Origin of the sequence: Parapedobacter flavus (assembly GCF_035818675.1) — a bacterium.
In the GTDB taxonomy this organism is placed as follows: Bacteria; Bacteroidota; Bacteroidia; order Sphingobacteriales; family Sphingobacteriaceae; genus Parapedobacter; species Parapedobacter flavus.
Genome location: NZ_JAYKZZ010000001.1, coordinates 83,152 through 104,380, shown reverse-complemented (window position 1 = coordinate 104,380; position 21,229 = coordinate 83,152). Strand labels below are relative to the sequence as shown.

The window sequence follows — 21,229 nt, the reverse complement described above, 5'->3', positions numbered from 1 at the left end:
GGCAGTTAAACCTAAATTCTAATCTGTTTTCAGTCGCCCGTTGAGTGCTTCAAGAAAGCGATCTGCATGCGCCTTCGTCAAATTCAGCGCCGGAAGCAACCGGATAACGTTTGGCTTGGCCTCCCCTGTGAAGATACGGTTTTTGAGCAACAAATTCTTCTTTACCGAAGATAGTTCCTCTGGTAGATCGATACCGATCATCAAACCTTTTCCCCTCACCTCAGAGATTTTATCCATTTTTCGCAATTCGTCGATTAAGTACGTACCCACGTTAGCCGCATTTTCAATGAGGTTATCTTTCTCGATTACCTCCAGTACGGCCAATGCTGCCGCACAAGCCAGGTGATTTCCGCCAAACGTGGTACCCAACATTCCTATCCAGGGCTTAATCTTGGGAGAAATGGCGATACCGCCAATCGGAAACCCATTACCCATACCCTTTGCCATGCTGTAAATATCCGCTTCTACCCCCGCTACGTCGTGCGAATAAAAAGAACCTGAACGACCATACCCACATTGCACTGAATCGGCAATGAAGATCGAATCATATTGTGACGTAAGGTCCCGGATTTGCTTCAGAAATTCATAGGAAGCTGTTTTGATGCCACCCACGCCCTGAATTCCCTCTACGATGACCGATGAAATCTCATTCCCATACGACGCAAAAGCTGCCTCCAGTGCTTCCGTATCGTTGAAGGGCAAGAATATCACGTGATCGGTCTCGTTGACAGGAGCCACAATTTTAGCATTATGGGTGGCGGCCACCGCCAATGAAGTGCGACCATGGAATGCGCCTGTAAAGGCGATAATCTTCTTCCGGTTATTGTAGAATGACGCCAATTTCAATGCATTTTCATTGGCTTCCGCTCCCGAGTTGCACAAAAACAACTGAAAACCGGCTTTTCCGGAAACATTGCCCAGTAATTCGGCCAACTGTGTTTGCCCGGGGATTTCAACGGAATTGGAATAAAACCCTATTTTATGCAGTTGGTCTGTAATCCGTTTGACGTAATGTGGGTGCGTGTGACCAATGGAAATAACCGCGTGACCTCCATACATATCCAGATACTCGTTGCCGTGGCTATCCCATACAACCGAACCTTCCCCACGCTCAATTTCTACGGGGTTAATGGCGTAAACATCAAATAGTTTCATTTTCTTACCAAATAGCTCCTGTGATTTCCGTGGTATAGGAACAGGATTGTTAATGGAGTAAATCATCTGCGCAAAGATATAAACTTGAATTGATATGCAGCCGGAAACCTATACGCAAGTTACGTTGGATTTCCACGCACAAAAACACAAACTGATAAAACCAAAAAAAACCGGCTTTGAATAAGCCGGTTCCTTAAATCTTGTCAACGTTGTAAGACTCAGTCTTTCTTTTCCTCTTTGCCTTCTTCTTGGGTATCTTCTTTCTGAGTCTCTGCTTCGTCGTCAACTGCTGGAGCGGCTTCCGTCTCGGCAACCTCTTCCGCTACTTGCGGCATGTCGGCGGCTTCAACGTCGGCAGCCTCTGCAACTACCTCTTCTCCTTCGGTAGCCGATTCCTCGACAACCTCAGCAGCAGGTGCAGCAGCGGCCTTCTTTTTACCTCCACGTCGTCGGGTAGATTTGCGCTCCTTAACCTCACCGTCTTTCTTATACACCTCATTGTAATCCACCAACTCGATAAAAGCCATCTCGGCGTTATCGCCCAAACGGTTTTCTAACTTGATGATACGGGTGTAGCCGCCCGGACGGGTAGCCACCTTCTCAGAAATTTCACGGAAAAGTATCGTCACAGCTTCTTTATCTTGCAGATAGCTGAATACGGTACGGCGTGAGTGCGTAGTATCGTTCTTAGACTTGGTAATCAATGGCTCTACATACTTACGTAGCGCTTTGGCTTTGGCCAATGTAGTGGTAATGCGTTTGTGCTTAATCAACGAAGTAGCCATGTTAGACAACATTGCCTTGCGGTGACTAGATGTGCGCCCTAAATGGTTGAATCTTTTTCCGTGTCTCATTTTCTTATTAAAATTTGTGCATACCGCCCCCGCTAACTATCGGGAAGGAATTATGCAACAGGTCGCTATTATTTAAATTTATTCCTCGTCAAGCTTATACTTAGCCAAGTTCATTCCGAACGACAAGCTCTTCGATTTAACTAGTTCTTGGATTTCGCTCAGTGACTTCTTACCAAAGTTCCGGAACTTCAACATATCTGCCACGTCGTACGTTACCAATTCGGCCAGTGTACGGATGTCTGCAGCTTTCAGGCAATTCAACGCCCGCACGGACAAATCCAAATCTACCAATTCGGTTTTCAAAACTTTACGCATATGCAAAATCTCTTCGTCTACCACCTTGGTTTCTTCCTTAGCTTGAGATTCCAACAACATGTTTTCATCAGAGAACAACATAAAGTGCTGAATCAAAATCTTAGCAGCCTCTTTTAATGCATCCTCCGGATGAATAGAGCCATCTGTTGAAATATCCAACAAAAGCTTCTCATAGTCAGTCTTTTGCTCTACCCGATAGTTTTCAATGGTATATTTTACATTCTTGATTGGGGTAAATATCGAGTCGACTGCAATAACACCAACAGGGCCGTCCACCACCTTATTTTCCTCAGCGTTAATATATCCACGGCCCTTCGAGATGTTGAGCTCGAGTTCCAACGTAACGGAACTCTCCATATTACAGATTACCAAATCCGGATTCAACACCGTAAAGTTGGTCGAAAAGCTGGTAATATCGCCGGCGGTTACTTGATCCTGTCCATTGATCACCATAAAGACCTTTTCCGTGTCGCCCATCTCGCCCGTTTTCTTAAAACGCACCTGCTTAAGGTTCAAGATGATCTCGGTAACGTCCTCCACAACACCTTTGATGGTAGAAAACTCATGCGATACACCCGAAAAACGAATCGACGTAATTGCATATCCTTCCAGCGAGGACAATAGAATACGGCGTAAAGCATTACCGATTGTCACCCCGAAACCAGGTTCCAATGGACGAAATTCAAATGTGCCATCGAAATCCGTCGATTTCTGCATGATAACTTTATCAGGTCTTTGAAATGCTAAGATTGCCATTTAATTATTCTTAATGATTGTTTACAAAATATGCTATACAGCAAGAACAGTGCACCTAAATAGGCTGTACTGCTCTTGCGTGTTACTTACTTGGAGTACAACTCCACAATTAAGCTTTCCTTGATATTCTCGGGAATCTCGGTACGATCCGGATAGTTCAGGAACTTTCCAACCAATTCGTTCGCATCCCATTCCAGCCAGCTAAACTTGTTGATCTTGCGTCCAGCCACTGAATCGGTAATTGTTTCGAGTGATTTGGAGCGCTCCCGGACAGCTATGATGTCACCCGCGCGGAGGCTGTAAGACGGAATATTCACCACTTCGCCATTCACGGTGATGTGTTTATGTCCAACCAGTTGCCGAGCGGCCGAGCGGGTAGGAGCAATGCCCAAACGGTAAACCGTATTATCCAACCGAGCCTCCAACAACTTGAGGAAAATCTCGCCGGTAATACCTTGTTTGGAAGAGGCTTTCACAAACAGGTTTGCGAACTGGCGTTCCAATACACCATAAGTGTATTTTGCCTTTTGCTTCTCGAGCAGCTGCACAGCATACTCCGATTGTTTGCCCCGACGCTTCGACGCACCGTGTTGTCCCGGCGGATAGTTCTTGCGATCTAACGCTTTGTCTGGCCCGAAAATGGGTTCCCTGAATTTACGGGCGATTTTGGACTTTGGTCCTGTATATCTTGCCATATGATGATTGGTTTTAAAGTATCTTTCAGCCTACAACTGAAGAATCTTAGCTTTAAAAATTTATTGTATTATACTCTTCTACGTTTGGGCGGACGGCAACCGTTATGCGGCAACGGGGTGATGTCTCTGATGGAGGTCACTTCGATCCCGTTGTTTTGCAACGTACGAATCGCTGACTCCCTACCAGCACCGGGGCCTTTTACAAAAACCTCCACTTTGCGCAATCCCAAATCGTGGGCAACTTTACCACAGTCTGTAGCAGCTTGAGAAGCAGCATAAGGAGTGTTCTTCTTAGAACCCCTAAAGCCCATCTTACCTGCGCTAGACCAAGAAATGGCTTGCCCCTGGTTGTTCGTAAGCGTAATAATGATATTATTGAAGGTAGCGTTGATATGTGCCTGACCAACGGCCTCAATGGTAACAACGCGCTTTTTGCTAGCTTTTTTACTTTTAGCCATTATATTCTTCGTTCAATTATTATTTTGTAGCTTTTTTCTTGTTCGCAACCGTCTTACGTTTTCCTTTCCGGGTACGCGAATTGTTTTTGGTGCGTTGACCACGAACCGGCAGGTGCTTACGGTGGCGTAGCCCGCGGTAGCAGCCGATATCCATTAACCGTTTGATATTCAATTGCACTTCAGAGCGGAGTGCACCTTCTACCTTGATCTCCTCAGTGATGACACTACGAATAGCGCCCAACTGGTCATCATCCCATTCCTGAACTTTCACATCGTAACTGATGCCAGCTTTGTCTAGAATGCGCTGAGCCGTGGAGCGTCCGATTCCGTAAATATAGGTGAGGCCTATTTCTCCTCTTTTGTTTTTAGGTAAATCTATACCTGCGATCCTTGCCATATATATGTTAATGAATTACGATTATCCCTGACGTTGTTTGAACTTAGGGTTCTTCTTATTGATTACAAAAACTTTACCCTTCCGGCGGATAATCTTGCAATCCGCGCTACGCTTCTTTATGGATGCTCTGACTTTCATGATCTTATGTTGCTTTCTAAGCGGGTCCCCCCGCTCTATTTATATCGATATGTTATTCTTCCTTTTGTCAAATCATATGGAGACATCTCCAGCTTTACCCTATCGCCAGGCAAAATTTTGATGTAGTGCATCCTCATTTTACCCGAAATATGGGCAATAATCTCATGCCCATTTTCCAATTCAACGCGAAACATCGCATTGGATAGCGCTTCTTTAATGACTCCGTCTTGCTCGATTGAGGCTTGTTTAGCCATATAGTCTTGATTATTATCTAATTATACCCCTACATAAACAGGGTTGCAAAGATAACCAAAAAAAATTGATTGTCAATTCTTTTTACCCAAAACTTCCTCAATATACGCAAAGGTTGTCAGTACATCCGGCGATCCTTTGTGAATAGCAACCATATGCTCGAAATGTGCGGATGGTTTGCCATCAACTGTGCTCACTGTCCAGCCGTCGTCCCAAAATTTCACCTGCGCTCTGCCCATGTTAATCATCGGCTCAATACAAATCACTAAGCCCTCCTCAAGCTTGCTACCCGTACCCCGCTTCCCGTAATTGGGCACCTCCGGTTTCTCGTGTAGCTTGAACCCAACGCCGTGTCCAACGAGTTCCCTTACAATGCCATATCCATATCGGGTCACGTGGTCCTGCACGGCATAAGCAATATCACCTACGCGCTTGCCTGTCACAGCCTGTGCAATACCCAAATTGAGCGCTTCCAAGGTTACACCAAGTAATTGGTTCACCTCAGCAGTTACGTCGCCCACAGCAAACGTATATGCCGAATCACTAATATAGCCATTCAGATCAACGCCGCCATCTACCGTTACGATATCCCCGTCACGAAGCTCGTAGTCACTGGGGATACCGTGTACGACCTGGTCGTTTACCGATATGCACAATGAGTTGGGGAATCCGTTGTAATTGAGAAATGCCGGTTGCCCCCCATGGTCCTGGATATAATCATGAGCCAACTTATCTAATGAAAGCGTGGTTATACCTGGCCGGATGACCTGGGCAATTTCACCGAGCAACTGCGAAAGTACGGTAGCCGACTTTCGCAGTTGTTCAATATCTTCAGCGGATTTGTAATATACCTTAGACATGCAAAAACTAGATGACAGACTGTGTCGTGCCGGTATTTACAGCGGAGGCACGCCCCCGAATACGGCCGGTTTTCATCAATCCATCATAATGGCGCATCAACAAATGACTTTCTATCTGCTGCAGCGTATCCAATACAACCCCCACCAAAATCAACAGTGATGTACCTCCGTAAAAATGGGCAAATTGATTATTCACTCCAAACAGACTCGCGATTGCCGGAAATATAGCAACAATTGCCAAAAATATAGACCCCGGGAACGTAATCTTAGAGACGACACCATCAATGTAGTAGTTGGTGGCCTGTCCCGGTTTAATCCCAGGGATAAACCCACCATTCTTCTTCATGTCTTCCGACATCTGTTGTGGATTTACCATAATGGCGGTGTAGAAAAACGTAAAGGCGATAATAAGAACGGCAAACACCACATTGTAAGCAACGGACGTATAGTTACTCAATGATGTTAAAAATGGCGATTGCAAATCGGGGAAAAACTGCCCAACGCTCATCGGCACAAACATAATAGCCTGCGCGAAGATAATCGGCATTACGCCAGAAGCATTAACCTTCAACGGGATATACTGCCGGACGCCGCCGTACTGCTTGTTTCCGACGATTTTCTTAGCATACTGAACAGGAATCTTACGCACGCCCTGTACAATAAGAATCGTAAAAATCACGACGAGGAACAATGCAACAAACTCCAGTAACAATGGGATCGGGCCACCGCCGCCTGTACTCATCCGAGAAAACCACTCGGCAGTAAGACCACTGGGCAGTTGGGCAATGATACCCACCATAATGATCAACGAGATGCCGTTTCCAATACCTTTGTCGGTAATCTTCTCACCAAGCCACATCACAAACAACGTACCTGCAGTCAACACAAACGCAGACAGAATCGTAAACATCGGATCGGGAATCATCTTAGCCCCAGCATCGATTTGCGTGCGCACATATGCGACGGATTGCACCAAGGTAATGGCCAGCGTAAGGTAACGCGTAATCTGCGTCATCTTCTTACGCCCACTTTCCCCCTCTTTCTGTAGCTTCTGGAAATAAGGAACAGCGATACCCAGCAATTGAACAACAATGGAAGCCGAAATGTAAGGCATTACACCCAATGCAAAGATGGCCGAGCGGGAGAATGATCCGCCGGCAAACATATCGAGTAATCCCAGCAATCCTTCTTTAGCTTCATGCTGAAGCGCAGCTGGGTTAACACCGGGCAACACGATATGGCACCCTACGCGATAGATCAAAAGAAATAAAAGCGTATTCAGAATACGCGTTCTCAGATCATCGATCTTCCAAATATTGGTCAAGGTTGTGATTAGCTTCTTCATGTATTAAAGTTTTACAATCGAGCCTCCTGCTGCTTCTATCGCTTGCTGTGCCGTGTTTGAAAATGCATGTGCTTTTACTTCCACCTTAGCTTTCAGTTCCCCTCTACCCAAGATCTTCACCAAATCTTTCTTACCGACCAACCCATGCGATGTCAGTGTATCGAAATCGATAGCAGACAGTTTGAACTCATCCACCAACCCTTGTAATACGTCGAGATTAACACCTACGTATTCAACACGGTTCAGGTTCTTAAACCCGAATTTAGGCACCCGGCGTTGCAACGGCATCTGCCCACCTTCAAATCCAATCTTCCGGCTATAGCCAGACCGCGATTGGGCCCCTTTGTGGCCACGCGTAGACGTGCCGCCACGACCTGAGCCCTGGCCGCGTCCTATACGCTTCCTCGTTTTTGTTGATCCCGCTGCCGGTTTTAGATTACTTAAGTTCATCTTTACTAATATTGTGCTGTACCTTCGCTTTCACTATACAGGTACAACGATTAAACGTATGTTATACTTGTTCTATTGCCACAAGATGATTCACCTTGCGTACCATCCCGATAATCGACGGCGTAGCTTCCACTTCAACGGTGTGATTGATTTTACGCAATCCCAACGCTTGAATCGTCCGCTTTTGGCGCTCGCTTCGGTCGATGATACTCTTAATTTGGGTAATTCTGATCTTTGCCATGATGGTTATCCGTTAAATACCTTGTTTAAATCCACACCCCGTTGCTGAGCCACGGTATACGCATCGCGCATTTTCAACAATGCATCAATGGTAGCTTTAACCACGTTGTGGGGGTTGGACGATCCCAGTGATTTGGCCAGTACATCGGTTACGCCGGCACTTTCCAATACCGCACGCATAGCACCGCCAGCCAACACACCCGTACCGTGTACCGCCGGTTTGATCAATACATTGCCGCCAGAATACTTACCATATTGCTCATGTGGTACCGTACCCTTAATGATCGGCACCTTAATCAGGTTCTTCTTTGCATCGTCAATCCCCTTGGTGATGGCTTCGGTAACTTCTTTGGCCTTACCAAGTCCGTACCCTACCACACCATTCTCATCGCCCACGATGACGATAGCTGAAAAACTAAATGTACGACCGCCTTTAGTTACCTTGGCCACGCGCTGGATACTCACCAAGCGATCTTTCAGTTCGATTTCGCTTGACTTTACTCTCTTTATGTTGCTTAATGACATGTTCTCAATCAATTAAAAATCCAAACCAGCTTCCCGAGCACCTTCAGCAAGCGATTTCACGCGGCCGTGATACAGATACCCATTACGGTCAAAAACTACTTTACTAATTCCAGCTGCAATAGCCCTTTCAGCGATCAACTTTCCAACAGCTTTAGACTGCTCTACTTTGTTACCCGATGAAGCGAATTCTTTGCTCATCGTAGACGCAGACGCCAACGTCGATCCGGCTTGGTCATCAATTATTTGCACATAGATGCCCTTATTACTCCGATATACAGACAAGCGTGGGCGCTCGGCCGATCCTGAAACACGTTTCCTGATCCCCTGTTTAATGCGTGCCCTACGCGATACTTTATTTCCTGCCATGACGATTACTATTTTTTAGCTGCCGATTTACCTGCTTTTCTACGCAGTTGTTCACCAGCAAATTTAATACCTTTTCCTTTATACGGTTCCGGCGCGCGCAGTGACCGGATTTTGGCCGCTACCTGACCCAGCAACTGCTTATCGATAGACTCTAATGTAATGGTCGGATTTTTCCCTTTAACCGCTGTGGTTGAAACTTTCACTTCCTTCGGCAGGATCAACACCACCTGGTGTGAAAATCCCAAGGTAAGATCAAGCGTGCTTCCTTGCGCACTGGCGCGATAACCTACACCCACTAACTCTTGTGTGGTGCTATACCCTTCGGTAACACCTACAACCATATTGTTCAGCAGCGAACGGTACAAACCATGCAATGCTTTATGCCGTTTCTGTTCCGTAGGGCGTTTTACCAACAACTGACCATCTTCCTGCTCCACCTTGATATCCCGATCAACCTGTTGAGTCAACTCGCCTTTAGGTCCCTTAACCGTCACCAAATTCTTGTCAGACACGGTGATCGTCACCCCAGCGGGAATGGCAATCGGCGCTTTTCCTATTCTTGACATGTTGTGTGTTCCTCCTGATTAATATACGTAACATAAAACTTCGCCACCGACATTCTGGAGGCGAGCCTCCTTGTCTGTCATCACTCCTTTGGAGGTCGACAGAATGGCGATTCCTAAACCGTTCAACACACGTGGTATATTATCCACTCCCGCATACTTCCTCAGGCCGGGCTTACTCACACGCTTCAATGTGCGGATAGCCGGGATCTTACTTACCGGATGATATTTCAAGGCTATTTTGATGTTACCCTGAACACTGTCATCCTCAAATTTGTAATTAGTAATGTAACCTTTATCAAAGAGAACTTTGGTAATCTCTTTCTTGAGGTTCGATGCAGGAATCTCAACAACCCTGTGGTTGGCCTTAATGGCATTCCTTACTCGGGTAAGGTAATCCGCTATTGGATCTGTATTCATTAATGATATTGTTGTGATAACGGTTTCCTTTGGCCACCTTGACCTGCGGACCTGCTACCGGTTAAAAAAATGTACTACCAAGATGCTTTCTTCACACCCGGGATCTTTCCAGCCAGTGCCATTTCACGGAAAGTTACCCGCGAAATGCCGAATTGCCGCATATAGCCTTTAGGCCTACCGGTCAATTTGCAACGGTTGTGCAAGCGGACGGGTGACGCATTTTTGGGCAATTTATCGAGCGCAACATAATCGCCAGCAGCTTTCAGTGCTGCACGTTTCTCGGCATATTTAGCTACCAGCCTAGCACGCTTCACTTCACGTGCCTTGATTCCTTCTTTAGCCATTAGTCGTCGTATTTTGATTTTTGAATGGTAACCCAAACTGCTTCAACAACTCCAACGCTTCCACATCTGTTTTCGCGCTGGTTACAAAGGTAATATCCATACCTTGTATTTTGTTAATTTTGTCGATATCAATTTCGGGAAAAATAATCTGTTCGGTGATACCCAGCGTATAGTTCCCACGGCCGTCGAAACCCTTGTCGTTAATGCCACGGAAATCGCGAATACGCGGTAGCGCAACAGCTACCAGGCGATCCAGGAATTCGTACATCTTGCTGTCGCGCAGGGTTACGCGTACACCGATGGGCATGCCCTTACGAAGTTTGAAGTTAGATACGTCTTTCTTCGACCGGGTCGCTACCGCCTTCTGGCCCGTTATTAACGTCATCTCACCGATCGCATTGTCGATAAGTTTCTTGTCTGCAGTGGCAGCACCAATACCTTGGCTCAGGGCAATCTTCTCCAACCGTGGCACCTGCATCACGCTTTTATATTGGAACTTCTCTTTTAGCGCCGTACGGATTTCTTCCTTATACTTTGCCTTTAATCTCGGAATGTAAGTCATTAGTCGATCTCCTCCCCTGATTTTTTTGCTATACGTACAATTTTCTTCTTGCCGTCCACTTCCTTCACCTGACGCCCTACCCGGGTCGGTTTACCCGATTTCGGATCGATAACCGCGAGGTTGGAAATGTGGATAGCCGCTTCCATTTCAATGATTCCCCCATTCGGGTTGGCAGCATTCGGCTTGGTGTGCTTTTTGATGATATTTACACCTTCAACGATTGCTCTGTTGTCGGCTTTCAATATCTGCAATACCTTTCCTTGCGTTCCCTTGGAGTTTCCGGAGATAACCTTCACCAAATCCCCTGTCCGGATTTTAATCTTATGTGTCGATGTCTTTGTCTGTCCCATAATTATAATACCTCCGGTGCTAATGATACGATTTTCATGAACTGTTTCTCACGCAATTCGCGCGCTACAGGGCCGAAGATACGCGTTCCCCGCGGCTCATCCTGGTTATTCAACAATACCGCAGCATTGTCGTCAAAGCGGATATATGAACCATCCTTCCGGCGGATCTCTTTCTTCGTGCGCACCACTACTGCTTTAGAAACCGTTCCCTTTTTAACGTTTCCTGATGGCAAAGCACTTTTCACGGTTACAACAACTTTATCACCGATCGATGCATAACGTTTGCCGGTACCGCCCAACACACGGATCACTAATACTTCCTTAGCTCCGCTGTTGTCGGCTACATTGAGTCTTGATTCCTGTTGTACCATGTTACTTAGCCCTCTCTAAAATTTCTACTAATCGCCAATTCTTGGTCTTGCTCAGCGGACGAGTTTCCATGATCAACACCGTATCGCCGATACCGCAGGTGTTCTCTTCGTCATGAGCCTTGAATTTGGTAGTTTTCTTTACGAACTTTCCATAGATAGGGTGTTTCACTTTCCGCTCAACCGCCACTACAATGGACTTGTCCATTTTGTTGCTCACTACCAAGCCGATTCTTGTTTTCCTTAAATTTCTTTCCATTTTCCAATGTCAATTTATGCCTCAGCGGCTGTTTCGCTAGCTTCGTTAGCGGCCTTTTCGGCCTTCTTACGTTTCGTCAATTCGGTCATCAAACGCGCAACAGTTTTGCGCGTATACTTGATGCGATTGGGATTTTCTATCGCTGAAACAGCATGTGCAAACTTCAATTTGGTGAGGGCAGCCTTCTCTTCTGCAATTTGGGCTACTAAGTCCTCTGTTGACAATTCTAAGATTTCTGAATTTTTCATGTCTATTCAATTATAATACTGGTTGCCTTCATCAGCGAGCTCCGCGGTTTATCCCCCCGTGGTGGTTTGCCGGTAACGGCGGCAAAACCAAATGCAGGCAGCGCCAGTGCGTTTATGTTTATACGTAATCCCTACGTATCACAAACTTCGTTTGTACAGGCAGTTTCTGCGCAGCAAGGCGCAATGCTTCCTTGGCAACTTCCAAAGGCACACCTTCCGCTTCAAACAGCATCCGGCCCGGACGTACCACTGCCACCCAATATTCGGGTGCACCCTTACCTTTACCCATCCGAACCTCTGCAGGTTTCTTCGTAACGGGCTTGTCAGGGAAAACACGGATCCATACCTGACCCTCACGTTTCATATAACGGGTAACCGCAATACGAGCCGCTTCAATCTGGCGACTGGTAATCCACGCCGGTTCCATTGACTTGATGCCAAATGAGCCAAAGGCCAACTCCGCCCCACGGGTGGCGTTGCCTTTCATGCGGCCCTTTTGCATCTTCCTGAACTTTGTTCTTTTTGGCTGTAACATGTTGTATCTTATAACTCCCGATTTAACGGGATTTCTTATTAACTGTTAATTACTATCTCCCGCCACGATTGCCACCACTACGGTGCTGTCCATGGCCTCCGCCACGACGATCACCGCCACCACGACGGTCACCACCACCGCGACGATCGCCGCCACCACGACGGTCGCCACCGCGGAAATCTCCGCCGCCTTCACCACGTGTTTTACCACCTGATGTCTGACCCACGTTGGGCGATAAGTCGCGCTTGCCGTACACTTCTCCTTTGCATATCCACACTTTCACACCGATTTTCCCGTAGGTAGTCAGTGCTTCCACCAATGCGTAGTCGATGTCTGCACGAAACGTGTGCAACGGAATCCGGCCGTCTTTATACTGTTCGGTACGTGCCATTTCAGCGCCACCGAGCCGACCAGAGCACATGATCTTGATCCCTTCGGCACCCATGCGCATGGTCGATGCAATAGACGTCTTCATGGCACGACGGAAAGAAATCCGCGCCTCTAATTGTTTCGCCACGCCTTCAGCAACCAACTGTGCTTCCAACTCAGGGCGTTTTATCTCGAAGATATTGATCTGAACATCCTTCTTCGTCAACTTCTTCAACTCTTCCTTGATCTTGTCGACTTCCTGTCCACCTTTACCGATAACGATACCCGGACGAGCGGTATGGATAGTAACCGTGATACGCTTTAACGTACGTTCGATAACCACCTTAGCCACGCCACCCTTGGCGATACGGACAGACAGGTACTTACGGATCTTCTCATCCTCCACTAATTTATCGGAATAGTTTTTTCCGCCGAACCAATTGGAATCCCAACCTTTGATGATTCCTAATCTATTACCTATTGGATTTGCTTTTTGTCCCATTACTTGATAAATTAGTTTTGTGCAACGTTGTTCTTGCTGTCTACCACGAGTGTAACGTGGTTTGAGCGTTTGCGGATACGGTAACCGCGGCCTTGGGGTGCCGGACGCAGTCTTTTCAATTGACGACCACCGCCCACGAAGACTTCCTTCACGAACAACTCGCTGTCTTCAACAGACTTATCTTCATTCTTGGTTTCCCAGTTCTTAATCGCTGAAAGCAGCAGCTTCTCCACACGGATGGCCGCTTCCTTATTGGTATGCTTTAGGATATATAGGGCATTTTCTACCTTTTCACCACGGATCAGATCCACTACCAGGCGCATCTTACGCGGCGAAGTGGGGCAATTCAATAATTTGGCAGTAGAAGCGCCTCCTACCTGAGCCTTTTCCTGCTCTTTGCGCTGCTTGATAATAACAGACTTCTTTAGTTTTCGTGTTGCTTCCATTACCTATCTTTTCTTTTCTGCGTGGCCTCTGAATGTGCGCGTAGGCGCAAACTCACCAAGCTTGTGACCAACCATGTTCTCCGTTACGTATACGGGGATGAATTTATTGCCGTTGTGCACAGCAAAGGTATGGCCAACAAAATCAGGTGAAATCATCGATCTGCGAGACCAGGTCTTAACGACTGATTTCTTACTTGTTTCATTCATAGAAAGAACTTTTCTTTCTAAGTTGTGGTCGATATAAGGACCTTTTTTAATTGAACGAGCCACTATTTCTTCCTTTTGTCAATGATGTAACGATTCGATGCTTTTTTCTTGTTCCGGGTTTTGTAGCCTTTGGCCAACAATCCCGTACGTGAGCGCGGTTGCCCGCCGGATGACCGGCCTTCACCACCACCCATCGGGTGATCGACAGGGTTCATGGCAACACCACGTACACGAGGCCTGCGGCCCAAGTGGCGTTTCCGTCCGGCTTTACCCAATACCTCATTGGCTTTTTCCGCGTTCGACACCGATCCGATCGTAGCTAAGCAAGTAGCCAATATCATGCGTGTCTCGCCAGAAGGCAATTTGATGATCGCATATTTACCATCGCGAGCAGAAAGCTGGGCATACGTACCTGCGCTGCGCGCTATAGTACCGCCCTGGCCGGGGTTCAACTCAATATTGTGGATAATAGAACCTAGTGGAATCACCTGTAATGGCAACGTGTTGCCGATTTCAGGCGCTACCGAATCGCCAGACACGATGGTCTGCCCTACTTTGAGCCCTTCGGGCGCAATGATGTAACGTTTTTCGCCATCTACATAATGCAAAAGTGCGATACGAGCCGTACGATTGGGGTCGTATTCAATGGTGGCAACTTTTGCGGGAACGTCTTTTTTATCGCGTTTAAAATCAATCAGTCGGTATGCTTTCTTATGTCCCCCACCGAGGTAACGCATTGTCATTTTACCGGAATTGTTCCGCCCGCCAGACTTCTTGATCTTTACGACCAATGACTTTTCAGGAACATTGGTGGTAATATCGGAATAGTCTCCGCCTACTCTGAAGCGAGTGCCAGGGGTAACCGGTTTGAATCTTTTTACTGCCATCTCTTATTATATCGTACTGTAAAAGTCAATCGTTTCGCCATCCTTGATCGTAATGATGGCTTTCTTGTATTTCGGGGCTCTCCCGGAAACAAACCCAGCTTTGGTATAGCGATTCTTGGCTTTTCCGGCCACCACAATCGTGTTAACGGCCAAAACGGTTACGCCAAACATCTGCTCCACAGCTTGTTTGATTTGTATCTTGTTTGCCTTGGGGTCTACCTTAAATGCATAGCGGTTCAGCTGTTCTGTAAGTTGCGATGCTTTTTCGGTCAATATGGGCTTTTTGATTATTTCCATGTTACTTGGCAAGTGCCTCCTCCAATGTTTTAACAGCATCCGCAGTTAACAAAAGCTTACCGGCATTCAACACGTCATAGGTGTTCAATTCATTGGCGGTAATCACCTTTGCTTTCTTGAGGTTCCTGCTTGATAAATAAACGTTGTTGTTTTGAACGGGTAGTACCAATAAGGTCTTTTCGCCAGCTACGTTCAGGCTGTTCACCAAGCTCACATAGTTCTTGGTTTTGATGCTGTCGAAATTGACTTCATCCAATACCACGATGTTATTTTCTTTGGCCTTGTAACTCAAGGCTGACTTACGCGCCAAAGACTTAAGCTTCTTGTTCAGCTTGAAACTGTAGTTGCGGGGTTGCGGACCGAAAACGCGGCCACCACCATTGAACAATGGAGACTTGATGCTCCCTGCGCGGGCACCACCGGTTCCCTTTTGTTTATGGAGCTTGCGGGTCGAACCGGCAATCTCATTACGTTGCTTGGATTTATGCGTTCCCTGGCGCTGGTTAGCGAGGTATTGCTTCACATCCAGATAAATCGCGTGGTCATTGGGTTCTACCCCGAATACCGACTCAGGAAGTTGCACCTTGGCACCTGTTTCTTTACCTGATATATTTAAAACGTTAACTTCCATCTCCTTATTTATCTACGATTACGTAAGAACCTTTGGCTCCGGGGATGGAACCACTCACCACGAGCAGGTTTTGCTCTTCGTAAACTTTCAGCACCTGCAGGTTCTGAACCTTCACACGGTCGCCCCCCGTACGGCCAGCCATACGCGTACCTTTGAATACACGCGACGGCCAAGATGATGCTCCCAATGAACCGGGTGCGCGGAGGCGGTTGTGCTGACCGTGGGTAGCCCCACCAACACCGCCGAAACCATGGCGCTTCATTACCCCTTGGAAACCTTTTCCTTTTGAAGTACCGACCACATCAATGTACTCGCCCTCCTCAAAAATGGAAACGGTTACCAATTCACCGAGTTGCTTTTCGTCGGGAAAGGTTTTAAATTCTACCAATTTACGCTTGGGCGTCGTTTTCGCTTTGGCGAAATGCCCTTTCAAAGGAGCCGTCGTGTTCTTCTCTTTTGCTTCATCAAAAGCGAGCTGAACCGCGGAATACCCATCCTTTTCTTCCGTGCGTATCTGCGTTACCACGCACGGGCCAGCTTCGATTACGGTACACGGAATATTCTTCCCGTCCGCATCAAAAATGCTGGTCATTCCTACTTTTTTTCCAATAATTCCAGACATGTTTCTATTAATCTATTAACGTCCATCGAAGCAGTAGGGCTTCGCTCAAGACATACCATCCCCTCAAAAGGGACGGCAAAGATAGGAAACTTACAGTAAGTATCAAACAGTTAGTAAATTATTTTTTTTGTTTTCCATATCTACGTGTTTTCCTCGTCTTCTTTGGCTGCATCTTTCCCTATAGTTTCCCTGCAGCTTCCCGACGAAATGCCGTCTTATCGCATTTTTGCCGAGATATGGGGGGATATCACAGGGATAGGACAAGGATACTACAGAGATAGGACGCGGGGGTGGGTGGGGTAACGCTTACCCGAACAACGGCTGACTTGCTAACAACCTTCTATATCGCATCAAGGCTTCGATATAGTAATAATCGGCATAAGTGAGCGGCACGTCGATTTCGCTACCGTGCGGAATCGACCCCACGCTATATTGTAAAATGAATCCGCCATTGGTCCCTGCCTCCGCTTTGTAGGGCGCTGCAGAAAGGCTTTCCAGCACCCGTTCAGCGCTTCCCAGATACTTGTCGCTTCGCTCGCCATCCGTATACGTACTCAACTCAATTAATGCCGACGCCATGATTGCCGCTGCGGAAGCGTCTCTGTTGGTTTTGTAACCCGCCGCATAAAGGCTTTCGTCTGGTAAATCTGGTGCATCGAAATCCCAGTAGGGTATCAGGTCTTCGGGCATATTGGAGTGGTTAAGCATAAATGTGGCAATGTGCTCCGCAAAATCCAGGTACACCTCATCCCTCGTCTCACGGTACATCATCACATAACCATACAGGCCCCAAGCCTGCCCGCGTGCCCACGCCGATTCATCGAATGCACCCTGGGCCGTTTTTCTGCCTACAATGCTGCCGTCTTCGGGACTATAATCTATGACATGGTACGAACTATAATCCGGCCGGTAATGATTGGCCATCGTGGTGTTGGCGTGCGTCACGGCGATATCGCGGTACTTGGAGTCACCGCTCAGCTTGGACGCCTGCGTGAGGAACTCCAAATTCATCATGTTATCGATAATAACTGGGTAGGTCCAACCTTCCCACGAGCGGATGGCCTTCACCGTTGGGTTATACCGACTGATCAGCGACTCCGCGCCCGTGAGCAATATCTCCTTATAAGCAGCAGTATCGCCGGTAAGTCGCAAAGCATTACCAAAACTGCAATAAAGCATAAAGCCCAAATCGTGCGTGCCTTTATTATGTTTCTCTTTTTCGAGAATCGCTAACTTGCCTTTGGCCAATTCCAACAATTCCTCATCGCCCGAATATTCGTATAGGTAAAGCAGAGAACCGGGATAGAATCCAGAAGTCCACCAGCTGGTATTGGAAAACACACTGGTATCGCTTTGGAACGAACGCGGCAACCGATCAGCAGGCACACTGTCTGCCAACACTTTGATTTGTGTAACAGCGTCGGCCAACTGTTGGTCGACAAATTCCAGACTAAGCTGCAGGTCGTCATTGGTGTTATTAGATGGGCTCTGGCATGCCGAGGCAACCATTACTACCGTTAAGGAGACGAGTAAAAAACGTTTTGCGAAGGCGATCATCATGAGTCTATTAATGTTGTCAGCGCTCAAAAATATACTTTTGGAACGACATGTGCAAACGTTTACCTCAACAACCTCGCCCCCGCCTACGTCGTCATCCGCCTGACCAGATCGACCGGGCACACCAGCGGTTCACCCAGCGTAGTTACGCCAAATCGATTGGTAGTACCTTGCAAGGCACCGATAAGCGTTTGCGCTACTTTATCGGCCATGGCATTGGGATATTGTTCAATCGACGTAATCGGGGGAGAGATGATGGCTGCCCTCGGGTCATTGGAATAACCGATTATCTTTAAGCGCTCAGGAATACAGATACCGCGCTCGCGGGCAAACTCCACAGCGGCAATAGCAGTGGTATCATTGGCTGCGAACAATCCATCGGGTTGTTCCGCACCGTCGAATATCCGCCTTAAGCTGCTCCAAGCGTTTTCTGCTGTCAGCTCCTGATGGTAAATCCATTCATCCCGCAATGACACCCCTTCCTTCGCCAGTGCGTCGGCAAACCCCTGCGTACGTTCGCGGTAGATACTGCAGGTCTGTGGGCCGCTGATGTATGCAATCCGCCGGCATCCCGCCTGTATCAGGTGGTTGCCCGCCAACAACCCTCCGCGGTAATCATCGCCTTTCACAATATAGGCAGAGGTGTCATACCCCAAGGGTACCCGGTCGTAAAACACCAACGGTATACCTTGTTGGAGAAACCCCTCGAAATGGGCCGTGTCTTCCGTGTACAAAGCCAGCGAGACCACCAGGGCATCCACCCGGGCCGAATACAGCGTATTGGCCAATTCCTTTTCCAAGCTCACGGAATCGTTGGACTGGCATATCATGAGGTTATAGCCAGCCGACTGTAGCTGACGTTGCAATGCCGTAATGAAAAAGGCATGGAAGTACATCGATATACGGGGCACGATCAGCCCGATGATGTTAGAGCGACGGTTACGTAGCGAAGATGCCATGCTGTTGTGCCGGTACCCCATTTCCTTGGCCATTGCTTTCACCCGCTGCCGCGTGGCCTCACTGATCCGTGGGTTGTCGTTGAGCGCCCTGGATACGGTAGCCGGGGATATCCCCAGTGCCTTCGCAATGTCTACAATGCTATTTTCTGATTTCGGCTTCTTCGGTGTCATCTTGTATAATCAGCTTGCTGCCAAAGCAACGTTATTTTGCTGGAAAATGCAAATGTGATGTAGCCGAAGTCTGTCGTCGTACCGAAAATATAATCTTAACCCATAACTTTCGGCGGTCCACCAGGCTTCATATCCGTACGGGTCGAGACTCCGGAAACCGGCAAGAATCCATGCAGAAAATGTATGATTTTGAATCGCTACCTTTGCAAATAAGCTATGAAGAAAATAGGATTTTTATCGTTTGGGCATTGGTCCAACCACCCGGCCTACCATACCCGCACAGCAAGCGACACCTTGCTGCAGTCTATTGATTTGGCAGTTGCCGCTGAAGAAATCGGCCTTGATGGCGCTTATTTCAGGGTGCATCATTTTGCGGCCCAGCTGGCATCGCCGTTCCCCTTGCTTGCAGCCATCGGCGCTAAAACAAGCCATATAGAGATAGGAACCGGTGTTATCGATATGCGGTATGAAAACCCGCTATATATGGTGGAAGACGCCGGAGCGGCCGATTTGATTTCCGAGGGGCGTCTGCAATTGGGCATCAGCAGGGGGTCGCCCGAACAGGTCATCGATGGTTGGCGCTATTTCGGTTACGAACTGGTCGAAGGCGAAACCGACGCCGATATGGGGCGCCGTAAAGGGTTGGAATTTCTGGAGCGCCTCAAAGGCATTGGGTTTGCCCAGCCCAACCCGAACCCGATGTTTCCGAACCCGCCGGGCCTATTGCGACTGGAACCACACGCCGAAGGACTACACGAACGCATTTGGTGGGGCGCCGCTTCTAACGCAACCGCCGTTTGGGCGGCCGAGCATGGCATGAATCTCCAAAGCTCTACCTTGAAATACGACGAGAGCGGCAAGCCATTCCACATACAGCAGGCCGAGCAGATCAGGATGTATAAAGAAGCGTGGAAAAAAGCCGGGCACCAGCGCGAACCGAGGGTTTCGGTAAGCCGATCCATTTTTGCACTGGTAAACGAGCAAGACCATTATTATTTCGGTCAGGAAGCCAGTCGGCGAGATAAAATCGGGATCATTGAAAATGACAAACGCACCATTTTCGGGCGCAGTTACGCTGCAGAGCCGGATCGACTGATCGAGGAGCTGGCTCAAGACGAGGCCATTCAAGAAGCGGATACGTTGCTGCTCACGATACCCAATACGCTTGGGGTTGAATATAACGTGCACGTGCTATCCGCCATTTTGGAGCATGTGGCGCCGGGACTGGGTTGGCGTTAAAAACGAGGAACTTGGATGTATACATTTAGAAAAGCACAACCTGATGATTTGCCGCAACTATGGGAAATCTTTCAATACGCAATCGCCCGGCGGAAAGAAGATGGTAGCAACCAATGGCAGGATGGCTACCCCAACCCGGAGGTCTTGCGCAATGACATAGGCGCAGGCACAGGGTTTGTACTGGCCGAAGGCGAAACCATTGCCGGTTATTGTGCCATAATGATCAACGACGAACCTGCATACGCAACGATCGAAGGGGAGTGGCTAACTGAGGGTGACTTCGTGGTGTTCCACCGCGTTGCGGTTTCTAAAGACCACCTCGGTAAAGGGCTGGCCAAGCAGCTAATGAAGCACATCGAAGCATTTGCCCTGAAGAAAAACATATACAGCATCAAAGCGGATACGAATTACGATAACTCGGCGATGTTGCGGATTTTTGAATCGATGGGATACGTCTATTGCGGTGAGGTGTATTTCCGTGGGAGCCCGAGAAAGGCGTATGAAAAATCAATACTGCCCAGTGCTCAATAGCACCAATGTACAGGCGCGGATTACCTCGATGCCCTGTTGTTGCGCCAACGATTCAAGTTCCGGGTTTTCCGTACCCGGATTGAAGATGACACGCTTAGGCTGGGTGGCTAAAATATAATCGTAGTATTCAGGCTGCCGCTGCGGACCGATATAGAGCGTTACGGTATCGATATCCGGAATAACCTCACCGGCACGTTGTATTTCCACCCCGGCAGAATCACCCTTCTTTATCCCGATGTTGACGATATCATGGCCGGCAGCGACCAACCGATGGGCTGCCAAATACGCATACCGGCCCGGATTGGTCGTGGCACCCAAAATCAATGTTTTCTTGTTTTCCATAGCCATGCTTTACA

The 21,229-nt window shown here is 47.8% G+C and carries 35 protein-coding genes; 2 read left to right on the top strand and 33 right to left on the bottom strand.

Translation table 11 applies throughout. The features are described from left to right. Positions 1-18: 18 nt before the first annotated feature. The 32 genes from U9S71_RS00555 to U9S71_RS00400 form a co-directional block, all read right to left on the bottom strand. Positions 19-1,155: an aspartate aminotransferase family protein gene (locus tag U9S71_RS00555; RefSeq protein WP_326325277.1), complete on the bottom strand. Its 1,137-nt coding sequence runs from the start codon at positions 1,153-1,155 to the stop codon at positions 19-21. Positions 1,156-1,373: 218 nt separating this feature from the next. Then, positions 1,374-2,009, bottom strand: coding sequence for a 50S ribosomal protein L17 (rplQ, locus tag U9S71_RS00550; protein ID WP_326324406.1), 636 nt, complete (start codon positions 2,007-2,009; stop codon positions 1,374-1,376). Between the two features lie 78 nt (positions 2,010-2,087). Then, positions 2,088-3,080: a DNA-directed RNA polymerase subunit alpha gene (locus U9S71_RS00545; protein ID WP_326324404.1), complete on the bottom strand. Its 993-nt coding sequence runs from the start codon at positions 3,078-3,080 to the stop codon at positions 2,088-2,090. 86 nt (positions 3,081-3,166) lie between these two features. Beyond that, positions 3,167-3,775 (bottom strand): 30S ribosomal protein S4, encoded by a 609-nt coding sequence (gene rpsD, locus U9S71_RS00540; protein WP_326324402.1) that lies wholly within the window; start codon positions 3,773-3,775, stop codon positions 3,167-3,169. A gap of 68 nt (positions 3,776-3,843) precedes the next feature. Next, positions 3,844-4,233, bottom strand: a complete 390-nt coding sequence (rpsK, locus tag U9S71_RS00535) for a 30S ribosomal protein S11 (protein ID WP_326324400.1) — start codon at positions 4,231-4,233, stop codon at positions 3,844-3,846. A gap of 19 nt (positions 4,234-4,252) precedes the next feature. Then, positions 4,253-4,630: a 30S ribosomal protein S13 gene (rpsM, locus tag U9S71_RS00530; RefSeq protein ID WP_326324398.1), complete on the bottom strand. Its 378-nt coding sequence runs from the start codon at positions 4,628-4,630 to the stop codon at positions 4,253-4,255. A 21-nt stretch (positions 4,631-4,651) separates the two neighbouring features. Then, positions 4,652-4,768: a type B 50S ribosomal protein L36 gene (gene ykgO / locus U9S71_RS00525; RefSeq protein WP_013665024.1), complete on the bottom strand. Its 117-nt coding sequence runs from the start codon at positions 4,766-4,768 to the stop codon at positions 4,652-4,654. Between the two features lie 35 nt (positions 4,769-4,803). Next, on the bottom strand, positions 4,804-5,022 hold the full coding sequence (infA, locus tag U9S71_RS00520; protein WP_013665023.1) for a translation initiation factor IF-1: 219 nt from the start codon (positions 5,020-5,022) through the stop codon (positions 4,804-4,806). Between the two features lie 72 nt (positions 5,023-5,094). Beyond that, complete coding sequence (gene map, locus U9S71_RS00515) at positions 5,095-5,880, bottom strand: type I methionyl aminopeptidase (RefSeq protein WP_326324397.1); 786 nt, start codon at positions 5,878-5,880, stop codon at positions 5,095-5,097. A gap of 7 nt (positions 5,881-5,887) precedes the next feature. Further along, positions 5,888-7,225, bottom strand: a complete 1,338-nt coding sequence (gene secY / locus U9S71_RS00510; protein WP_326324396.1) for a preprotein translocase subunit SecY — start codon at positions 7,223-7,225, stop codon at positions 5,888-5,890. Between the two features lie 3 nt (positions 7,226-7,228). Continuing rightward, the gene (rplO, locus tag U9S71_RS00505) at positions 7,229-7,675 is read right to left on the bottom strand and encodes a 50S ribosomal protein L15 (RefSeq protein WP_326324395.1); all 447 of its coding nucleotides are present in this window, start codon (positions 7,673-7,675) and stop codon (positions 7,229-7,231) included. 61 nt (positions 7,676-7,736) lie between these two features. Beyond that, a complete protein-coding gene (gene rpmD / locus U9S71_RS00500; protein ID WP_326324394.1) occupies positions 7,737-7,916 on the bottom strand; it encodes a 50S ribosomal protein L30 in 180 nt (59 codons plus the stop codon). 5 nt (positions 7,917-7,921) lie between these two features. Next, positions 7,922-8,440, bottom strand: coding sequence for a 30S ribosomal protein S5 (rpsE, locus tag U9S71_RS00495; RefSeq protein ID WP_257666909.1), 519 nt, complete (start codon positions 8,438-8,440; stop codon positions 7,922-7,924). 12 nt (positions 8,441-8,452) lie between these two features. Continuing rightward, positions 8,453-8,806 carry a 50S ribosomal protein L18 gene (gene rplR / locus U9S71_RS00490; protein WP_326324393.1) on the bottom strand — a complete coding sequence of 118 codons (354 nt, stop codon included), beginning with the start codon at positions 8,804-8,806 and terminating at the stop codon, positions 8,453-8,455. 8 nt (positions 8,807-8,814) lie between these two features. Beyond that, positions 8,815-9,372 (bottom strand): 50S ribosomal protein L6, encoded by a 558-nt coding sequence (rplF, locus tag U9S71_RS00485; RefSeq protein WP_326324392.1) that lies wholly within the window; start codon positions 9,370-9,372, stop codon positions 8,815-8,817. A gap of 18 nt (positions 9,373-9,390) precedes the next feature. After that, positions 9,391-9,789 carry a 30S ribosomal protein S8 gene (gene rpsH, locus U9S71_RS00480; protein ID WP_326324391.1) on the bottom strand — a complete coding sequence of 133 codons (399 nt, stop codon included), beginning with the start codon at positions 9,787-9,789 and terminating at the stop codon, positions 9,391-9,393. A gap of 74 nt (positions 9,790-9,863) precedes the next feature. Further along, positions 9,864-10,133: a 30S ribosomal protein S14 gene (gene rpsN, locus U9S71_RS00475; protein WP_326324389.1), complete on the bottom strand. Its 270-nt coding sequence runs from the start codon at positions 10,131-10,133 to the stop codon at positions 9,864-9,866. After that, a complete protein-coding gene (rplE, locus tag U9S71_RS00470; RefSeq protein ID WP_326324387.1) occupies positions 10,126-10,695 on the bottom strand; it encodes a 50S ribosomal protein L5 in 570 nt (189 codons plus the stop codon). The genes rpsN and rplE overlap by 8 nt, the downstream gene beginning before the upstream one ends. Next, complete coding sequence (gene rplX, locus U9S71_RS00465) at positions 10,695-11,045, bottom strand: 50S ribosomal protein L24 (protein ID WP_326324385.1); 351 nt, start codon at positions 11,043-11,045, stop codon at positions 10,695-10,697. The genes rplE and rplX overlap by 1 nt, the downstream gene beginning before the upstream one ends. Positions 11,046-11,047: 2 nt before the next feature. Continuing rightward, entirely contained in the window at positions 11,048-11,416 is a 369-nt protein-coding gene (rplN, locus tag U9S71_RS00460) for a 50S ribosomal protein L14 (RefSeq protein ID WP_262245014.1), read from the bottom strand. Between the two features lies 1 nt (position 11,417). Continuing rightward, positions 11,418-11,672, bottom strand: a complete 255-nt coding sequence (gene rpsQ / locus U9S71_RS00455) for a 30S ribosomal protein S17 (protein ID WP_130143043.1) — start codon at positions 11,670-11,672, stop codon at positions 11,418-11,420. A gap of 14 nt (positions 11,673-11,686) precedes the next feature. Continuing rightward, positions 11,687-11,920 (bottom strand): 50S ribosomal protein L29, encoded by a 234-nt coding sequence (rpmC, locus tag U9S71_RS00450; protein WP_326324384.1) that lies wholly within the window; start codon positions 11,918-11,920, stop codon positions 11,687-11,689. 118 nt (positions 11,921-12,038) lie between these two features. Next, on the bottom strand, positions 12,039-12,455 hold the full coding sequence (gene rplP, locus U9S71_RS00445; RefSeq protein ID WP_326324382.1) for a 50S ribosomal protein L16: 417 nt from the start codon (positions 12,453-12,455) through the stop codon (positions 12,039-12,041). 52 nt (positions 12,456-12,507) lie between these two features. Beyond that, positions 12,508-13,326 (bottom strand): 30S ribosomal protein S3, encoded by an 819-nt coding sequence (gene rpsC, locus U9S71_RS00440; RefSeq protein ID WP_326324380.1) that lies wholly within the window; start codon positions 13,324-13,326, stop codon positions 12,508-12,510. An 11-nt stretch (positions 13,327-13,337) separates the two neighbouring features. After that, positions 13,338-13,772, bottom strand: a complete 435-nt coding sequence (gene rplV / locus U9S71_RS00435) for a 50S ribosomal protein L22 (protein ID WP_325640148.1) — start codon at positions 13,770-13,772, stop codon at positions 13,338-13,340. Positions 13,773-13,775: 3 nt separating this feature from the next. Further along, positions 13,776-14,042 (bottom strand): 30S ribosomal protein S19, encoded by a 267-nt coding sequence (rpsS, locus tag U9S71_RS00430; RefSeq protein WP_326324378.1) that lies wholly within the window; start codon positions 14,040-14,042, stop codon positions 13,776-13,778. After that, positions 14,042-14,866 (bottom strand): 50S ribosomal protein L2, encoded by an 825-nt coding sequence (gene rplB, locus U9S71_RS00425; protein ID WP_326324376.1) that lies wholly within the window; start codon positions 14,864-14,866, stop codon positions 14,042-14,044. The genes rpsS and rplB overlap by 1 nt, the downstream gene beginning before the upstream one ends. A gap of 6 nt (positions 14,867-14,872) precedes the next feature. Further along, entirely contained in the window at positions 14,873-15,163 is a 291-nt protein-coding gene (rplW, locus tag U9S71_RS00420; protein WP_326324375.1) for a 50S ribosomal protein L23, read from the bottom strand. A gap of 1 nt (position 15,164) precedes the next feature. Next, complete coding sequence (rplD, locus tag U9S71_RS00415; RefSeq protein WP_326324374.1) at positions 15,165-15,794, bottom strand: 50S ribosomal protein L4; 630 nt, start codon at positions 15,792-15,794, stop codon at positions 15,165-15,167. 4 nt (positions 15,795-15,798) lie between these two features. Continuing rightward, positions 15,799-16,416, bottom strand: a complete 618-nt coding sequence (rplC, locus tag U9S71_RS00410; protein ID WP_325637419.1) for a 50S ribosomal protein L3 — start codon at positions 16,414-16,416, stop codon at positions 15,799-15,801. A gap of 306 nt (positions 16,417-16,722) precedes the next feature. Continuing rightward, positions 16,723-17,976: a glycoside hydrolase family 88 protein gene (locus U9S71_RS00405; protein WP_326324372.1), complete on the bottom strand. Its 1,254-nt coding sequence runs from the start codon at positions 17,974-17,976 to the stop codon at positions 16,723-16,725. Positions 17,977-18,059: 83 nt separating this feature from the next. Further along, positions 18,060-19,103, bottom strand: coding sequence for a LacI family DNA-binding transcriptional regulator (locus tag U9S71_RS00400; protein WP_326324371.1), 1,044 nt, complete (start codon positions 19,101-19,103; stop codon positions 18,060-18,062). A gap of 216 nt (positions 19,104-19,319) precedes the next feature. Between U9S71_RS00400 and U9S71_RS00395 the strand changes: the two genes are divergently transcribed. Both U9S71_RS00395 and U9S71_RS00390 read left to right on the top strand, forming a co-directional pair. Further along, entirely contained in the window at positions 19,320-20,342 is a 1,023-nt protein-coding gene (locus tag U9S71_RS00395; RefSeq protein WP_326324370.1) for an LLM class flavin-dependent oxidoreductase, read from the top strand. Positions 20,343-20,357: 15 nt separating this feature from the next. Continuing rightward, positions 20,358-20,873: a GNAT family N-acetyltransferase gene (locus U9S71_RS00390; protein ID WP_326324369.1), complete on the top strand. Its 516-nt coding sequence runs from the start codon at positions 20,358-20,360 to the stop codon at positions 20,871-20,873. On the opposite strand, the gene U9S71_RS00385 is transcribed toward U9S71_RS00390, so the two are convergent. Then, a complete protein-coding gene (locus U9S71_RS00385; RefSeq protein WP_326324368.1) occupies positions 20,850-21,215 on the bottom strand; it encodes a CoA-binding protein in 366 nt (121 codons plus the stop codon). The two genes, U9S71_RS00390 and U9S71_RS00385, sit on opposite strands and share 24 nt — an antisense overlap. Between the last annotated feature and the right edge of the window lie 14 nt (positions 21,216-21,229).

Excerpts from the sequence above, each read along its gene's own strand:
- rplO (WP_326324395.1), bottom strand. The coding sequence starts at position 7,675 with ATGAACTTAAGTAATCTAAAACCGGCAGCGGGATCAACAAAAACGAGG.
- rplP (WP_326324382.1), bottom strand. The coding sequence starts at position 12,455 with ATGTTACAGCCAAAAAGAACAAAGTTCAGGAAGATGCAAAAGGGCCGC.
- rplB (WP_326324376.1), bottom strand. The coding sequence starts at position 14,866 with ATGGCAGTAAAAAGATTCAAACCGGTTACCCCTGGCACTCGCTTCAGA.
- U9S71_RS00405 (WP_326324372.1), bottom strand. The coding sequence starts at position 17,976 with ATGATGATCGCCTTCGCAAAACGTTTTTTACTCGTCTCCTTAACGGTA.
- U9S71_RS00390 (WP_326324369.1), top strand. The coding sequence starts at position 20,358 with ATGTATACATTTAGAAAAGCACAACCTGATGATTTGCCGCAACTATGG.
- rpsN (WP_326324389.1), bottom strand. The coding sequence starts at position 10,133 with ATGGCTAAAGAAGGAATCAAGGCACGTGAAGTGAAGCGTGCTAGGCTG.
- rpsM (WP_326324398.1), bottom strand. The coding sequence starts at position 4,630 with ATGGCAAGGATCGCAGGTATAGATTTACCTAAAAACAAAAGAGGAGAA.
- rplQ (WP_326324406.1), bottom strand. The coding sequence starts at position 2,009 with ATGAGACACGGAAAAAGATTCAACCATTTAGGGCGCACATCTAGTCAC.
- map (WP_326324397.1), bottom strand. The coding sequence starts at position 5,880 with ATGTCTAAGGTATATTACAAATCCGCTGAAGATATTGAACAACTGCGA.
- ykgO (WP_013665024.1), bottom strand. The coding sequence starts at position 4,768 with ATGAAAGTCAGAGCATCCATAAAGAAGCGTAGCGCGGATTGCAAGATT.
- rpsK (WP_326324400.1), bottom strand. The coding sequence starts at position 4,233 with ATGGCTAAAAGTAAAAAAGCTAGCAAAAAGCGCGTTGTTACCATTGAG.
- rpsE (WP_257666909.1), bottom strand. The coding sequence starts at position 8,440 with ATGTCATTAAGCAACATAAAGAGAGTAAAGTCAAGCGAAATCGAACTG.
- rplF (WP_326324392.1), bottom strand. The coding sequence starts at position 9,372 with ATGTCAAGAATAGGAAAAGCGCCGATTGCCATTCCCGCTGGGGTGACG.
- rplV (WP_325640148.1), bottom strand. The coding sequence starts at position 13,772 with ATGGAAGCAACACGAAAACTAAAGAAGTCTGTTATTATCAAGCAGCGC.
- rplC (WP_325637419.1), bottom strand. The coding sequence starts at position 16,416 with ATGTCTGGAATTATTGGAAAAAAAGTAGGAATGACCAGCATTTTTGAT.
- U9S71_RS00385 (WP_326324368.1), bottom strand. The coding sequence starts at position 21,215 with ATGGAAAACAAGAAAACATTGATTTTGGGTGCCACGACCAATCCGGGC.
- U9S71_RS00400 (WP_326324371.1), bottom strand. The coding sequence starts at position 19,103 with ATGACACCGAAGAAGCCGAAATCAGAAAATAGCATTGTAGACATTGCG.
- U9S71_RS00545 (WP_326324404.1), bottom strand. The coding sequence starts at position 3,080 with ATGGCAATCTTAGCATTTCAAAGACCTGATAAAGTTATCATGCAGAAA.
- U9S71_RS00555 (WP_326325277.1), bottom strand. The coding sequence starts at position 1,155 with ATGAAACTATTTGATGTTTACGCCATTAACCCCGTAGAAATTGAGCGT.
- rpsQ (WP_130143043.1), bottom strand. The coding sequence starts at position 11,672 with ATGGAAAGAAATTTAAGGAAAACAAGAATCGGCTTGGTAGTGAGCAAC.
- rpmC (WP_326324384.1), bottom strand. The coding sequence starts at position 11,920 with ATGAAAAATTCAGAAATCTTAGAATTGTCAACAGAGGACTTAGTAGCC.
- rplR (WP_326324393.1), bottom strand. The coding sequence starts at position 8,806 with ATGGCAGGAAATAAAGTATCGCGTAGGGCACGCATTAAACAGGGGATC.
- rpsD (WP_326324402.1), bottom strand. The coding sequence starts at position 3,775 with ATGGCAAGATATACAGGACCAAAGTCCAAAATCGCCCGTAAATTCAGG.
- rplN (WP_262245014.1), bottom strand. The coding sequence starts at position 11,416 with ATGGTACAACAGGAATCAAGACTCAATGTAGCCGACAACAGCGGAGCT.
- infA (WP_013665023.1), bottom strand. The coding sequence starts at position 5,022 with ATGGCTAAACAAGCCTCAATCGAGCAAGACGGAGTCATTAAAGAAGCG.
- rpsC (WP_326324380.1), bottom strand. The coding sequence starts at position 13,326 with ATGGGACAAAAAGCAAATCCAATAGGTAATAGATTAGGAATCATCAAA.
- rplW (WP_326324375.1), bottom strand. The coding sequence starts at position 15,163 with ATGGAAATAATCAAAAAGCCCATATTGACCGAAAAAGCATCGCAACTT.
- rplX (WP_326324385.1), bottom strand. The coding sequence starts at position 11,045 with ATGGGACAGACAAAGACATCGACACATAAGATTAAAATCCGGACAGGG.
- rplD (WP_326324374.1), bottom strand. The coding sequence starts at position 15,794 with ATGGAAGTTAACGTTTTAAATATATCAGGTAAAGAAACAGGTGCCAAG.
- secY (WP_326324396.1), bottom strand. The coding sequence starts at position 7,225 with ATGAAGAAGCTAATCACAACCTTGACCAATATTTGGAAGATCGATGAT.
- U9S71_RS00395 (WP_326324370.1), top strand. The coding sequence starts at position 19,320 with ATGAAGAAAATAGGATTTTTATCGTTTGGGCATTGGTCCAACCACCCG.
- rpsH (WP_326324391.1), bottom strand. The coding sequence starts at position 9,789 with ATGAATACAGATCCAATAGCGGATTACCTTACCCGAGTAAGGAATGCC.
- rpmD (WP_326324394.1), bottom strand. The coding sequence starts at position 7,916 with ATGGCAAAGATCAGAATTACCCAAATTAAGAGTATCATCGACCGAAGC.
- rplE (WP_326324387.1), bottom strand. The coding sequence starts at position 10,695 with ATGACTTACATTCCGAGATTAAAGGCAAAGTATAAGGAAGAAATCCGT.